Source organism: Rhodobacter capsulatus, from assembly GCF_052363175.1.
Lineage (GTDB): Bacteria > Pseudomonadota > Alphaproteobacteria > Rhodobacterales > Rhodobacteraceae > Rhodobacter > Rhodobacter capsulatus_D.
On sequence record NZ_CP198946.1, the window covers coordinates 614,605 to 627,994 of the forward strand.

A 13,390-nucleotide genomic window follows, 5' to 3' on the forward strand; every position below is an offset into this window, starting at 1 on the left:
CGCGAGGCTTTCCCCGGCAGCCAAGGGGAGAGCCATGAAATCGGTGACTGACATTGCCCGCGAAATCGTCGCCCGTGAGGGTGGCTATGTGAACGACCCCTCCGACCCCGGGGGGGCGACGAAATACGGGGTGACGCTCGCGACGCTGCGCGGGCTGGGCCTTGATCTGAACCGCGACGGGGTGGTGAGCGCGCGCGACTTGCAGCTGCTGACCTCCGATCAGGCGGCCGAGATCTTTGTCTCGCAGTATTTCAAGGCGCCGAAACTCGATCAGCTGCCCGCGGCGCTGCAGGCCTCGGTCTTCGACATGCAGGTGAATGCGGGGGCGCATGCGATCCGCATCCTGCAGGAGTTGCTGGGCCGGATGGGGCATGCGGTGGCGGTCGATGGCGTGCTGGGGCCGCAGACGATCGCGGCGGCGCAGGCGGCGGCTGCGGGGGATCCGCAACTCTTTGCCGATGCCTACGGGATTGCGCGGCGCAACTATTACTACGATCTGGCCGACCGCCGCCCGGCCAGCCGCAAATATGCGACGACGCGGGCGGGCACCAAGGGCGGCTGGATCCTGCGTGCCGAGGAGTTCATCTCGCCCCGCTTTCATCTGAGCGCGGCGCAGCACCGGGCGCGGGTGGCGAAATGGGGCTGATCGGGGCGCTTCTGGGCTCGCCCGCGGCGACGGGGGCGATCGGCACGGCGGTGACCTCGATGGCCGAGGTCTTCACCCCCAATGCGACGAAGAAGATGGAGGCCGATGCAGCGGTTTGGCAGGCGGCGCTCGCGGAACACGGGAGCGAGTTTCAAACTGCACAGCCGGGGCTGTTCGATCGCGTCGTCAACGGCCTTAACCGTTTGCCACGGCCGATGCTGGCCTTGGGCACGCTCGGGCTCTTCGTTTATGCGATGATCGATCCGGCGGGGTTCGAGGATCGGATGGTGGGGCTGAATGCCGTGCCCGAGCCGCTCTGGTGGCTTCTCGGCGCCATCGTCAGCTTTTACTTCGGCGCGCGGGAGTTTCACTACAGCCGCGCGCAGGCGGCCTCCGCCCCGGTTCCGGTTGCGGCGCTCCCGGCACCCGATGAGAATGGCGCCCTGACCGAGTTGCTGGCGAAAGGCGCCGCCGGGGCCGCGCCCGCCACGTGATCAATGCATCCGGGTGGGCCGGTCGAAGACCTTCCGGCCCATCAGCGAGGCGACCAGATCGACCATCAGCTCGGCCGTCCGCCCGCGCTCGTCGAGAAACGGGTTCAGCTCGACGAGATCGAGCGAGCTGACCAGCCCCGACTCGTGCAGAAGCTCCATCACCAGATGCGCTTCCCGGAACGTGGTGCCGCCCGGAACCGTGGTGCCCACCGCGGGCGCGATCGAGGGGTCGAGAAAATCGACATCCAGCGAGACATGCAGCAGCCCGTTCTCGGCCCGGACCTTGGCCAGAAATTCGCGCAGGGGGGCACCGATGCCGCGCTCATCCAGCACCCGCATGTCGGCAATCTCGATCTCGGCCGGGATCAGCGCGGCTTCCTCGGCATCATCGACGGAGCGGATGCCAAGCATGCAGATGCGGTGATGCGCCACCGGCGCAGGGAAGGGCGGGAAGGCATCGAAGCCGGGCCGCCCGGCGATATAGGCGACCGGGGTGCCATGCAGATTGCCCGATTGCGTGCTCTCAAGTGTGTGGAAATCGGTATGGGCATCGAGCCACAAAAGGAAGAGCGGTCGCCCGACGCTTGCCGCATGTGCTGCGACACCCGCGACCGAGCCGAGCGAGAGCGAATGATCCCCGCCCAGAAAGATCGGAAAGCCCTCGGCCGCGGCAGCTTGGCCTGCCTGCGCCAAGGCTTCGGTCCAGCCGACGGTCTCGGCCAGATGATGCACCGCCGGGTTCGGATGCGGCATCGGCGGATGGGCGACGGGCGCGACATCGCCGCGGTCGATCACCTGATGACCCAGCCCGGTGATCGCTTCGGCCAGCCCCGCGACGCGATAGGCGGCCGGGCCCATCAGACAGCCCGCACGCTTCTGCCCGGTATCAACGGGGGCGCCGATCAGGATCACTTTCTGGGACATGGCGGGTTCCTTTCGATGCGAAGGCGAAGGGGGCTGTCTGCCCCCTCTTCGGGCTGCGCCCGAATTCACCCCCGAGGATATTTCAAGCAAGATAAAGGACGATGACTTTATCTTGCCAAAAATATCCCGGGGGAGCCCCGAAGGGGCGGGGGCAGCGCCCCCGTCTTACTCCCGCCGACCGGCGAAGCGTTTCGCCCAGTCTTCGCGCTCTTCGTCGGTGATCTTGCGGAAGAGGTTCTCCGGCACCGTGAAGGCATGGCCCGCGGGCAGAACCGTCAGCGCGGCGTCGAGATCCTCGGGCCAGGCCCAGTCTTCGCAGTCGAGCGATGCCATGATCGCTTGCGCCGCATCCGGGATGAAGGGGCGCGATAGCACCGCGTAAAGCCGGATCAGATGCAGCGCGAAGGCGATGATGCCGCGCGCGGCTTCCTCGTCGGTCTTCACCACGCTCCAGGGCGCGGCGGCTTGCAGATATTCGTTGCCAAGCACCCAGAGCGCGCGCAACTCCTCGGCGGCGCGGCGGACGTGGATTTCATCCATCGCCTTTTCGTAAGCCGCCAGACCTTCGCGGAACTGCGCCATCAGCGCGGTCTCGCGTTCGGTCATCACCACCGCGGCGGGCACTTCGGTGCCGAATTTCGAATTGCAGAACTTCGTCACCCGGCTGACGAGGTTGCCCAGAACGTCGGCCAGATCCTTGTTCACCGAAGCCTGGAAATTCTCCCAGGTGAATTCGGCATCCGCGCTTTCGGGCGCGTGCGACAGCAGCCACCAGCGCCAGTAATCCGAGGGCAGGATGCCCAGCGCCTGATCCATGAACACGCCGCGCCCGCGCGAGGTCGAGAACTGGCCGCCGTCATAGTTCAGATAGTTGAAGGACTTGATGTAATCGACGAGCTTCCACGGCTCGGCCGAGCCAAGGATGGTCGAGGGGAAGCTGAGCGTGTGGAAGGGCACGTTGTCCTTGCCCATGAACTGGGTATAGGTCACGTCGCCCGCGCCCTGATCGAGCCGCCACCAGCGCGCCCAGTCGCCGCCGGTCTTCTCGGCCCATTCCTGCGTGCCCGCGATATATTCGATCGGCGCGTCGAACCAGACGTAGAAGACCTTGCCATCCATGCCCTGCCACGGCGCACCGTCGAATTGCGCCGGAACGCCCCAGCTCAGATCGCGGGTGATGCCGCGGTCCTGCAGCCCCTCGCCATCGAACAGCCATTTCTTCGCGATCGAGGTCGAAAGCACCGGCCAGTCGGTCTTGCTGTCGATCCAGGCGGCCAGCTTGTCCTTCATCGCCGATTGGCGCAGGAACAGGTGCTTCGTCTCGCGCATCTCCAGATCGGTCGAACCCGAAATCACCGAGCGCGGGTTGATCAGATCGACCGGGTCGAGCTGCTTCGTGCAATTGTCGCATTGATCGCCGCGGGCGCTTTCGAAGCCACAGTTCGGGCAGGTGCCCTCGATGTAGCGGTCGGGCAGGAAGCGGCCGTCGGTCACCGAATACATCTGTTTCTCGGTGACTTCGCGGATCAGCCCCTGATCGGCCAGCACCTTCGCGAAATGCTGGGTCAGGGCGCGGTTCTGCGGGCTCGACGAGCGGCCGAAGTGATCGAAGCTCAGCCGGAAGCCGCCCGCGATCGCCGCCTGCACGTCATGCATTTCCGCGCAATAGTCGGCGACGGGCTTGCCCGCCTTCGCCGCGGCGAGTTCCGCGGGCGTGCCATGTTCGTCCGTCGCACAGATGAACATCACCTCATGGCCGCGCCCGCGCAAATAGCGCGCGTAAAGATCGGCCTGCAGCTGGCTGCCCACGAGGTTGCCCAGATGCTTGATGCCGTTGATATAGGGAATCGCCGAGGTGATGAGATGACGCGCCATGACCCTTGCCCGCTTGCCGCAACTGCAGCCCTTTAGCGTGGCAGGCCGTCGCTGGCCAGAGGCTTTCGCCCTTTGGTCAGCGGAAGCTGCGACAGTCCGTCAGACAAAAAGACACAATCTCGTGCTTGCGCAACTGAACGAAGCAGTGCACAACTGAAGCGTGTGACGGCCCCTCCCCGTTACCATGCAGCGGACTCCAGAATGGACTATTCCTGGCCTACCCGCGGGGCGCCGGAAGATGGCGTCGTCGCAATCGATGCGCAAGGCCGTATCGATTACCTCAACGGTGCTGCGGCAGCGTTGTTCGGATATGACCATGGCGTCCTGCTTGGACAGGCGCTGGAGGTGCTGATCCCGCGGCGCCAGGTGCAATTGCACATGCAATTGCGGCGTGCCTTTGACGCGGGAAAGGTGCCGCTGGCCATCGGCCGGATGCGCTCGGTCACGGGGCTGCGGCGCGATGGCACGGAGATTGCGTTGCAGGTGATGCTCAAGCGCGATGCCGATGCCGGGCGGGTCTTCGCCTTCCTGCATCCGCTCGATCGTCCGGGGGCATCGCGCCATGAAAGCCGCGAGCCGGGAGAGGATGCGCTGACCGGCCTGCCCGATCGCCGCGCGCTGCGCTTTGATCTGGATGCGCTCTTGACCCGGGTCGATCCGGCGCAGGGGCGGGTCTGTCTTCTGTTCGTCGAGATCGATCCTTTCGCGGGCAATCGTGCGGCCTTTGAACCGGCGCATCATGATGCGCTGATCCGGGCCTGCGCTGATCGGCTGGAGGGGCTCGAATCCGATGATGTCCGGCTCTACCGGTCCGGCGAGGATGGCTTCGTCTTCCTGATGATGCAGGGCGCCGAACCCATGGTGCCGGGTCCGCAGCTTGCCCGGGTGATGACTCTGTTGCGCGCGCCCTTCGAGATCGGGGGCCATCCCCTGCATCTCGAATTCGGCATCGGCCATGCCTCGGCGCCCGAGCACGGAGCCCATGCCGGAGAGCTGATCGCCAATGCGGCGCTGGCGCTCGCAGCCTCCAAGGTGGCGTTCAACCGGCCCACGGGCTATGACGAAAGCCTGCGCAACCGGGTCGAACACCGGCACAGGCTGTTGCGGGATCTGCGCGCGGCGGTTGAGCGGCGTGAGTTCGAGCTTTATTATCAGCCGCAGGTTGATCTGGTGAGCGGCCGGATCGTGGCGCTGGAGGCGCTTCTGCGCTGGAGACATCCCGAATGGGGGTTGCTTCTGCCGGGGGCCTTCATGGAGGTTCTCAGCTCTTCCGAGCTCTCGCTGGCGGTTGGGGATTGGGTGCTGCGCGAGGCCTGCGCGCAGGTGGCGATCTGGAACATGAGCCGCGAAGCTCCCCTGACGGTGGCGGTGAATGTCTTTCCGCGCCAGTTCGACCGGGACATTCTGCCCGCTTCGATCACCCGGGCTCTGGCCGAGAGCGGCCTTCCTCCGGCGCTGCTCGAGATCGAGATCACCGAAAACATCGTGATCGACCCCGCTGCCCACAGTTCCGAAGTCTTTGAAGCCTTGCATGCGCTGGGGGTCGGTCTGGTTCTGGATGACTTCGGCACCGGCTATGCCTCGCTCACCTGCCTTGCCCGCCATCCGGTGCAGAAGCTCAAGATCGACAAGAGTTTCGTTGCGGGGATCGACACTGGCCCGGGATATCGGGCGATCCTGAAATCCCTGCAGGCGTTGGCGCGTGCCCTGGGGTTGGGCACCGTGGTCGAGGGGGTCGAGACCGAGGATATCGCGGCGCTGATGCGCGAATTCGGTTTTGAGATCGGTCAGGGGTTCCTCTGGAGCAAGCCGATCCCGCGCGAGGATTGTGCGCGGGTGCTTGGTCTGATCGGACGCGTCTCTTGCTCAGAAAGAAGCGTTTAATTGATTGGCCGATCAAAAACGACTTTTTGACTAGCAAAAGCGACTATGTTCTTGATGTTTCCCGATGGGTGCCACAACGTGCCCGCGAATTTGATTCGATCCACAGAGTGTCGGAGGAAGGTCTCGGGATGCACACGGACGCGATTGCTCGCAGCTACAAGCGCTGGGCGCCGATCTATGACAGAACCTTTGGCAAGATCACCCATGCGGGGCGCCACCATGCGGCGCGGGAAGTGAATTCGGCGGGCGGGGCCGTGCTGGAGGTGGGGATCGGCACCGGGCTGGCGCTCGATCTCTATGAGCCTTCGAAAGTGGCGGTCACCGGCATTGATCTGTCGCCTGACATGCTGGCCAAGGCGCAGGCCCGGGCCGAGGCGCAGGGGCTGCGCAATGTCGCCGGGCTGCACATCATGGATGCGCGCGAGCTGGCCTTCGAGGATGAGAGCTTCGATCATGTCGTCGCGCTGCACATCATGTCGGTGGTGCCCGAGCCGCGCCGGGTGATGGCCGAGATGGCGCGGGTCTGTCGTGTCGGCGGTACGGTGCTGATCACCAACCACTTCGCCCGGGAAAAGGGGGGCTGGGGTGTGGCCGCGAAGCTTGCCGCGCCGATGGCCGATGCTCTGGGCTGGCATTCCGACTTCGCCCGTGACGAGGTGATGTCCGAGCCGCGGCTGAAACTGGTCGAGGAAACTCGCCTGCCACCTTTCGGCCTGATGACCTATCTGCGTTTCCGCCGCGTCGCGTGAATCACCGGCCCTGCTTTCAGGGCAGGGCCAGGATCACATGGCTCGATTTGATCAGGGCCGTGGTCTCGTTACCGGGGCGCAGCTCCAGCATCTCGGCGCTGTCGCGGGTGATCGTCGCGGTGATCGTTTTGCCGCCGCCCAGATCCAGCGTCACCTCGCTGGAAAGCGGTGCGTCGATCCGGTCGATCACCCGGCCCTTCAGTCGGTTGCGCACCGAAAGGCGCTCGGGCACGCCCGCGCCCGCCAGCATGACGAAATTCGATTTCACCAGCGCCAGAACCTCGGACCCCGGCGCCAGCCGCATCTCGGCAGCCGAGCGCGCGGTGATCACCGCCGTCAGATCCTGTCCCTCGCTCAGATGCATCCGCACCTGTGCGGCAACATCATCGGCGGCCACGGACCACACCTTGCACAGCCAGGCATTCCGCGCCGAGGTCCGCAGCGTCAGCCCGCGCAGCACTTCGGCCGGATCGAGGTTCAGGCTTTTCTCGAAACTCGCCAGCAGCTTCGCGACGCCCTCCTCCATCGCGCTATAGGCGGCGATCAGTTTTTCGCCTGTGGGGGTCAGGACCGCGCCGCCGCCCGCCTTGCCGCCTGGCGCCGCGGTGACGACGGGGGTCGAGAACAGGTTGTTCATCGCCTGCACCCCGTCCCAGGCCGCCTTGTAGGACAGCCCCACCTCGCGCGCCGCCGCCGAGATCGAGCCGGTGCGCCCGACCGCTGCCAGAAGCGCCACCCGCTCGGCGCCCATGCGCGAGCCTGTCCGTTCCAGCACCAGTGCCCCGCGTAGCCCGTCCGTCATTTTTGCCTCCGTTTTCCCCGTCGCCATTGTGGCGCAATTCGGCCCCGGCGACCACCTCCGCCTGCGCGAAGACGACTCATGTGACGGTGCGAAAGGGCCAAAATTGTTCCTTTGGCGCCTTTGTATTGGGCAATGTTCCGAAAACAGCTCAATTCGGCGCCACTTGGCATGGGATGTGAAGTCGTAGGTGATAACGGGCGCCAATGCGACCGATAAGCCTCTGCCGCTCTTGAGAAAGCGGCGCTATTAGCGTTACATACATAACGAACCGCTTCGAGACCCGCCATGAACGAACAACCCCTCACCGCCGCCCTGAGCCTGCAGCGTGCCGGTGCGCCGCGGGTGGGCGGCGACCGGATCCGTTTGCTGGAGGCGATCGCCCGTCACGGAACCATCGCGGGTGCCGCGCGCGAGGTCGGGCTGTCCTACAAAACCGCCTGGGATTCGGTCGGCACGCTCAACAACCTGTTTGAGCAGCCGCTGGTCGAGGCTGCTCCGGGCGGACGCACGGGCGGCAATGCCCGTGTGACCGAAGCGGGGCATGCGTTGATCGCGGGGTTCGATTTGCTGGAAGCGGCGCTTGGCAAGGCGCTCGGCGTGCTGGAAGGCGGCGTCGCGGCCCCCGAGAAAGCCCTCAACACGCTTTGGAGTCTGACGATGCGCACGTCGAACCGCAACACCCTGCGCTGCACCGTCACCCGCGTCACCCTTGGCGCGGTGAATGCCGAGGTGGAACTGGCGCTGACCGATGGCCACAGCCTGACCGCCGTCATCACCGAACGCTCGGCCACCGAAATGGGCCTCGCCCCGGGCGTCGAGGTCTTCGCACTGATCAAGGCCAGTTTTGTCATGCTGGCGGCTGGGGGGGATCCGGGCCGGATTTCCGCCTGCAACCGTCTGACCGGCATCGTCGCTGCCCGCACCGACGGGCCGGTGAACACCGAGATCATCCTTGATCTGGGCAATTGCAAATCGATCACCGCCGTCATCACCCACACCAGCGCCGATGCGTTGGGGCTGGCTCCCGGTGTGCCCGCGACCGCGCTTTTCAAGGCCAGCCACATCATTCTGGCAATGCCCTGAGCCCTCTTCCCTGACAGAAAGGATCCCGACATGACCAAGTTCTCGCAAACCCTGCGCGCAGGATCGACCGCGCTTGCTCTCGTGATGGCGCTTGCCCTGCCCGCCGCCGCGGGCGAGGTGATCGCCGCCGTCGCCGCCAACTTCACTGAACCGGCGAAGGAAATCGGCGCGCTCTTCACGCAAAAAACCGGCCACACCGTCACCTATACCTTCGGCCCCTCGGGCCAGTTCTACACCCAGATCAGCCAAGGAGCCCCCTTCGAGGTCTTCCTGTCGGCCGATGCCTCGCGTCCGAAGAAGGCGATCGAGGAAGGCTATGCGGTCAAGGGCACCGATTTCACCTATGCGGTGGGCAAGCTTGTGCTCTGGTCGGCCGATCCGGCCAAGGTCGATGACAAGGGCGATGTGCTGAAAACCGATCTCGACCATGTGGCGATCGCCGATCCGAAAGCGGCCCCCTATGGCGCGGCCGCGATCGAGGTGATGCAGAAGCTCGGCGTTTACGAGACGCTTGAACCGAAGCTGGTCACCGGCAAAAGCATCACGCAAGCTTACGAATTTGCCGCCACCGGCAATGCGCCCGTGGGCTTCGTCGCCTATTCGCAGGTGATCGGCAAAGAGGGCGGCTCGATCTGGATGGTGCCGCAAGATCTCTACAAACCGATCAAGCAAGACGCGGTGCTGCTGAAGACCGGCGCCGAGGATGAGGCGGCAAAAGCCTATCTCGACTTCCTGAAATCGCCGGAAGCCCTCGAAATCATCAAGAAATACGGCTACGTCACCGAATAAGGCTGATGACGGAGGGGATTCTGTTCGACGCGGCAATGTTCGAAACACTGGCGCTGACGTTGAAACTGGCGACGGTGACGACAGTGCTGCTTCTGGCTGTGGGAACCCCTCTGGCCTGGTGGCTTTCGCGTGGCGGCGGTCTTTGGAAAGAGATCGTCGCCACGCTTGTCTCGCTGCCGATCGTGCTGCCACCGACGGTGCTGGGCTTTTATCTGCTGATCGCGATGGGGCCGAGTTCGCCGCTGACGGCGCTTTTGGGTTTCAAGCTGTCCTTCACCTTCGCGGGGCTTGTCGTCGGCTCGGTTGTCTATTCGCTGCCCTTCGTGGTGAACCCGATCCGCAATGCCTTCACCGCGATGGGGTCGCGCCCGATGGAGGTGGCCGCGACCTTGCGCGCCTCGCCACTGGACGCGTTCGTCACCGTCGCACTGCCGCAGGCGCTGCCCGGGCTGATCACCGGGGCGATCCTTGGTTTTGCCCATACGGTCGGCGAATTCGGTGTCGTGCTGATGATCGGCGGCGGCATTCCGGGACGGACCAAGGTGCTCTCGGTCACCATCTTCGACTATGTCGAGACGCTCGAATGGGACAAGGCGCATGTGCTCGCTGGCGGGATGCTCACGATGTCCTTCGTGGTGATCCTTGCGATGATGCTGATCGAGCGCCGCTTCGGCACCGGGGCGCGGCGATGATCTCGGCGCATTTCACCGGGCGGCAGGGCGATTTCACCCTCGATGCGGCCTTCGAGGTGCCGGGGCAGGGGGTGACGGCCCTCTTTGGCCCCTCGGGCTGCGGCAAGACGACGGTGCTGCGCTGCATGGCGGGGCTGGCGCGGTTGCCGGGGGGGCATCTTGTCGTGAACGGGGTTACCTGGCAGCAGGGGCGCCAGATCACCCCGCCGCATCGCCGCGCCGTCGGCTATGTGTTTCAGGAGGCGAGCCTTTTCACCCATCTTTCGGTGCGCGAAAACCTGATCTACGGGCTCAAGCGCGCCCGCGGCCCGCTGCGGATTTCCGAGGAGGAGGTGACGCATCTGCTGGGCATCGATCCGCTTCTGCGCCGCCCCACCGCCACGCTGTCCGGGGGGGAACGCCAGCGCGTCGCCATCGGCCGGGCGCTTCTGTCGCAACCGGAACTTCTCTTGATGGACGAGCCGCTGTCCGCGCTGGACCGGATCTCGCGCGACGAGATCCTGCCCTATCTCGAACGTCTGCATGCGAGTTTGCAGATGCCGGTGATGCTGGTCAGTCATGACCTGTCCGAGGTCGAACGGTTGGCCGATACGCTGGTTCTGATGGAGGCGGGCCGGGTCCGGGCCGCCGGTCCCATCGCCGCGATGCAGGCCGACCCGAGCCTGCCGCTCATTCATCGCCCCGACCTTGCCGCAGTGATCGAGGGGGTGGTGGTCACGCTTGACCCCGCTTATGGGCTGAGCACCTTGCAGGTGCCGGGCGGGCAGATCGTCGTGCCGGGCAATCTTGGCCCGGTCGGCATGCTGCGGCGGCTGCGCGTGCCTGCGACCGATGTCAGCCTGGGCCGCCATGCGCCCTCCGATACCACGATTCTGAACGCCCTGCCCGCGGTGATCCTTGGCGCCGAGGCTGCCGAGGGCTATCAGATCACCGTGCGGCTGGCGCTGGGGGCTGCGGGCGAGGGGGCGAGTCTTCTGGCCCGGGTGTCGCGCAAGTCCTGGGACGGGCTTGCGTTTCAGCCCGGCGAAAAGGTGGTGGCGCGGCTCAAGGCGATGGCGCTGAGCGCGCCTGCGCAGACCGGAGGGTAAGGGATGTTCCTGATCGACGACACCGCGCTGATGGCGCTCATTCGCGAAGACGTGCCCGCGGGCGATCTGACGACGCGCAGTCTGGGGCTGGCCACCGAGGCGGGCGAGCTGACGATGCGGGCGCGGGGCCCGATGACCGTCGCCTGTTCGGAAGAGGCCGTGCGGATCCTGCAGCTTCTGGGCGCCGAGGCCTGGATCGCCACCGCCTCGGGCCGCGCGGTCGAGGGCGGCGAGATGCTGCTTTTCGCGCGCGGTCAGGTCGAGGCGCTGCTGGCGGGCTGGAAAGTGGCGCAAAACCTGATCGAATGGGCCTCGGGGCTGGCCAGTTCGGCGGCAGAGATCGTCGCGGCGGCGACGGCGGTGAACCCCGCGGTGACCATCGCCTGTACCCGCAAATCGGTGCCGGGCACGCGGGCTCTGTCGCTGCGTGCGGTCACTTTGGGCGGGGCGACGGTGCATCGCACCGGCCTGTCGGACAGCGTTCTTTTGTTTGCCGAACACCGCGCCTTTGGGGGCGAGGACGCCTTGGCGGCGCAGATCGCCCGGCTGCGCGCGACATGCCCCGAGCGCAAGGTGGTCGTGGAAGTTGCCAATGTCGCCGAGGCGCTGGCGGCGGCACAGGCCGGGGCCGAGGTGCTGCAGCTGGAAAAATTCCCGCCCGCGCAGGTGGCGGACGTTGTCGCCGGTCTTGGCCCGAACTGGCGCGGGCACATCGCGGCGGCGGGGGGCATCACGGCGGCAAACGCCGCTGCCTATGCGGCCGCGGGGGCGCAGGTTCTGGTCACCTCCGCCCCCTTCGCGGCACCGCCGCGCGATGTTGCGGTCTGGATCGGCCCGGCCTGATCCTCAGGCGCTCTGGGCTTGTTTCTGGGCCATTTTTTCGCGGTAGAGGGCGAGGACGGCGGGCTCGATGTAGTCGTGCGCCCAATCGTCTCTGGCGGTGATGCCGGTGGCGGCGAGGCCCTCGCGCGGGCAGTCGCCGATCTTCGCCACCAGAACCGTGTCGATGCCGTCGAGCGTCGCGATCACGCGCTCAAGCCGGTCCTCCTCGCCGCCGCCATCGACGCAATAGTTGTCGCAGCGGCGGTGGAAGGCGAAGCGCACGCCCGTCGCGTCGGCCTCGAAGACCTGGAATTCCGTCGCATGGCCGAAGTGCTGGTTGATCCGCCCGCCGCCCTGCGTCGTCACCGCGACGAGGAGTTTCGGCGAGCTCGCCGCCACCGCGGCTTCGGTCGCGGCTTGCGCGGCTTCGGCCGCGGCACGGCGGTCTTCGCGTTCGGCCACGACCCAGTCGCGATAGGTTTCGCGCGCGGCACCGTCATAGACCGGGGCCTCGGGCACGAGGTCGAGGGTGAATTCCTGACCGCGATCCTCGCCAAGCAACCCCACCGCATCGGCGCGGCATTGGCGGCAATGCTTCATCAGATTGGCCCCCCCCGCGCAGGCCTCCTGCACCGCCAGAAGCTCGGCCGCGGTGGGCCCGCGTTGCCCGGTCAGGCCGAAATGCGTGCCGTGCTCGGGCGCGGAAATCAGCGGCATGATGTTGTGCAGGAACGCGCCGCGGCGTTTGACTTCCTTGTTCACCTCCAAGAGATGCGCGTCGTTGATCCCCGGGATCAGCACCGAGTTCACCTTGACGAGGATGCCGCGGGCCACCAACCCATCCAGCGCCTCCATCTGCCGTTCATGCAGGATCCGGCTCGCCTCGACGCCATAGATCCGTTTGCGGTTATAGAAGATCCAGGGGTAGATCTGCGCCCCCACCTCGGGGTCGATCATGTTGATGGTGATCGTGACGTGATCGACATTCATCTCGACCAGTTCATCCAGATGATCGGGCAGCGCGAGACCGTTCGACGACAGACACAGCTTGATGTCGGGGATCTGCTCGGTCACCAGCCGGAAGGTCTCTTTCGTCTTCAGCCAATCATAGGCGCTGTCGCCCGGCCCGGCGATGCCCAGAACCGAAAGCTGCGGCACCTCGTTCGCCACCGCAATCACCTTGCGCGCGGCCTCGACCGGCGTCAGCCGTTCCGACACGACGCCGGGGCGGCTTTCGTTCGAGCAGTCGTATTTGCGGTTGCAGTAATTGCACTGGATGTTGCAGGCGGGCGCCACGGACACATGCATGCGCGCGAAATAATGATGCGCTTCCTCGGAATAGCAGGGGTGATCCTTCACCTTGGCCCAGGTCGCCGGGTCCATGTCTTCGGGTTTTTCCTTGGAGCCACAACCGGTTGCCGATGTGGTCGAGGAACAGCCGCCGGAGGCCAGCGCGGCCGAGAGGCTCTCCTTCGAGCCGATCGAAAGGGTGCCAAGGGCCACGACATTGTCCGACATGCTGCTCTCCATGCTCTGCCCGTT

12 protein-coding genes and 1 pseudogene are annotated in these 13,390 nt (G+C 65.7%); 9 read left to right on the forward strand and 4 right to left on the reverse strand.

Annotation, left to right across the window (positions count from 1 at the left end; all coding sequences use genetic code 11):
• Positions 1-34 precede the first annotated feature (34 nt).
• Positions 35-646 (forward strand): holin-associated N-acetylmuramidase, encoded by a 612-nt coding sequence (locus tag ACTTAI_RS03805; protein WP_444454446.1) that lies wholly within the window; start codon positions 35-37, stop codon positions 644-646.
• A complete protein-coding gene (locus ACTTAI_RS03810) occupies positions 637-1,140 on the forward strand; it encodes a holin family protein (RefSeq protein WP_444454448.1) in 504 nt (167 codons plus the stop codon). The genes ACTTAI_RS03805 and ACTTAI_RS03810 overlap by 10 nt, the downstream gene beginning before the upstream one ends.
• Here ACTTAI_RS03810 and rocF read toward each other — a convergent pair whose 3' ends face one another.
• Together rocF and metG are read right to left on the reverse strand one after the other, a co-directional pair.
• Positions 1,141-2,064: an arginase gene (gene rocF / locus ACTTAI_RS03815; protein ID WP_444454450.1), complete on the reverse strand. Its 924-nt coding sequence runs from the start codon at positions 2,062-2,064 to the stop codon at positions 1,141-1,143. It abuts the gene before it with no gap.
• A gap of 165 nt (positions 2,065-2,229) precedes the next feature.
• Positions 2,230-3,939, reverse strand: a complete 1,710-nt coding sequence (gene metG / locus ACTTAI_RS03820; protein ID WP_444454452.1) for a methionine--tRNA ligase — start codon at positions 3,937-3,939, stop codon at positions 2,230-2,232.
• A gap of 201 nt (positions 3,940-4,140) precedes the next feature.
• On the opposite strand from metG, the gene ACTTAI_RS03825 reads away from it, so the two are divergent.
• Together ACTTAI_RS03825 and ACTTAI_RS03830 are read left to right on the forward strand one after the other, a co-directional pair.
• Positions 4,141-5,823 (forward strand): putative bifunctional diguanylate cyclase/phosphodiesterase, encoded by a 1,683-nt coding sequence (locus tag ACTTAI_RS03825; RefSeq protein ID WP_444454454.1) that lies wholly within the window; start codon positions 4,141-4,143, stop codon positions 5,821-5,823.
• A gap of 128 nt (positions 5,824-5,951) precedes the next feature.
• Positions 5,952-6,572, forward strand: coding sequence for a class I SAM-dependent methyltransferase (locus ACTTAI_RS03830; RefSeq protein WP_444454455.1), 621 nt, complete (start codon positions 5,952-5,954; stop codon positions 6,570-6,572).
• Between the two features lie 16 nt (positions 6,573-6,588).
• Here ACTTAI_RS03830 and ACTTAI_RS03835 read toward each other — a convergent pair.
• A pseudogene (locus tag ACTTAI_RS03835) lies at positions 6,589-7,411 on the reverse strand (TOBE domain-containing protein).
• A gap of 248 nt (positions 7,412-7,659) precedes the next feature.
• Between ACTTAI_RS03835 and mopA the strand changes: the two are divergent.
• Genes mopA through modD form a run of 5 tightly spaced genes read left to right on the forward strand, consistent with a single transcriptional unit; the run spans position 7,660 to position 11,869 of the window.
• Entirely contained in the window at positions 7,660-8,457 is a 798-nt protein-coding gene (mopA, locus tag ACTTAI_RS03840) for a molybdenum-pterin-binding protein MopA (protein ID WP_444454457.1), read from the forward strand.
• Between the two features lie 30 nt (positions 8,458-8,487).
• Complete coding sequence (gene modA / locus ACTTAI_RS03845; protein WP_444454459.1) at positions 8,488-9,246, forward strand: molybdate ABC transporter substrate-binding protein; 759 nt, start codon at positions 8,488-8,490, stop codon at positions 9,244-9,246.
• A 5-nt stretch (positions 9,247-9,251) separates the two neighbouring features.
• Entirely contained in the window at positions 9,252-9,938 is a 687-nt protein-coding gene (gene modB, locus ACTTAI_RS03850; protein WP_444454461.1) for a molybdate ABC transporter permease subunit, read from the forward strand.
• Positions 9,935-11,026: a molybdenum ABC transporter ATP-binding protein gene (modC, locus tag ACTTAI_RS03855; RefSeq protein ID WP_444454463.1), complete on the forward strand. Its 1,092-nt coding sequence runs from the start codon at positions 9,935-9,937 to the stop codon at positions 11,024-11,026. The genes modB and modC overlap by 4 nt, the downstream gene beginning before the upstream one ends.
• Before the next feature lie 3 nt (positions 11,027-11,029).
• On the forward strand, positions 11,030-11,869 hold the full coding sequence (modD, locus tag ACTTAI_RS03860) for a ModD protein (protein WP_444454465.1): 840 nt from the start codon (positions 11,030-11,032) through the stop codon (positions 11,867-11,869).
• Between the two features lie 3 nt (positions 11,870-11,872).
• Here the strand turns inward: modD and nifB are convergent, their stop codons facing one another.
• Positions 11,873-13,366 (reverse strand): nitrogenase cofactor biosynthesis protein NifB, encoded by a 1,494-nt coding sequence (gene nifB / locus ACTTAI_RS03865; RefSeq protein ID WP_444454467.1) that lies wholly within the window; start codon positions 13,364-13,366, stop codon positions 11,873-11,875.
• Positions 13,367-13,390 lie beyond the last annotated feature (24 nt).

What these genes read in the sequence shown, in the direction of transcription:
- modD (WP_444454465.1), top strand. Translation starts at nt 11,030, where the DNA reads ATGTTCCTGATCGACGACACCGCGCTGATGGCGCTCATTCGCGAAGAC.
- modC (WP_444454463.1), top strand. Translation starts at nt 9,935, where the DNA reads ATGATCTCGGCGCATTTCACCGGGCGGCAGGGCGATTTCACCCTCGAT.
- ACTTAI_RS03810 (WP_444454448.1), top strand. Translation starts at nt 637, where the DNA reads ATGGGGCTGATCGGGGCGCTTCTGGGCTCGCCCGCGGCGACGGGGGCG.
- ACTTAI_RS03805 (WP_444454446.1), top strand. Translation starts at nt 35, where the DNA reads ATGAAATCGGTGACTGACATTGCCCGCGAAATCGTCGCCCGTGAGGGT.
- mopA (WP_444454457.1), top strand. Translation starts at nt 7,660, where the DNA reads ATGAACGAACAACCCCTCACCGCCGCCCTGAGCCTGCAGCGTGCCGGT.
- rocF (WP_444454450.1), bottom strand. Translation starts at nt 2,064, where the DNA reads ATGTCCCAGAAAGTGATCCTGATCGGCGCCCCCGTTGATACCGGGCAG.
- modB (WP_444454461.1), top strand. Translation starts at nt 9,252, where the DNA reads ATGACGGAGGGGATTCTGTTCGACGCGGCAATGTTCGAAACACTGGCG.
- metG (WP_444454452.1), bottom strand. Translation starts at nt 3,939, where the DNA reads ATGGCGCGTCATCTCATCACCTCGGCGATTCCCTATATCAACGGCATC.
- modA (WP_444454459.1), top strand. Translation starts at nt 8,488, where the DNA reads ATGACCAAGTTCTCGCAAACCCTGCGCGCAGGATCGACCGCGCTTGCT.
- nifB (WP_444454467.1), bottom strand. Translation starts at nt 13,366, where the DNA reads ATGTCGGACAATGTCGTGGCCCTTGGCACCCTTTCGATCGGCTCGAAG.
- ACTTAI_RS03825 (WP_444454454.1), top strand. Translation starts at nt 4,141, where the DNA reads ATGGACTATTCCTGGCCTACCCGCGGGGCGCCGGAAGATGGCGTCGTC.
- ACTTAI_RS03830 (WP_444454455.1), top strand. Translation starts at nt 5,952, where the DNA reads ATGCACACGGACGCGATTGCTCGCAGCTACAAGCGCTGGGCGCCGATC.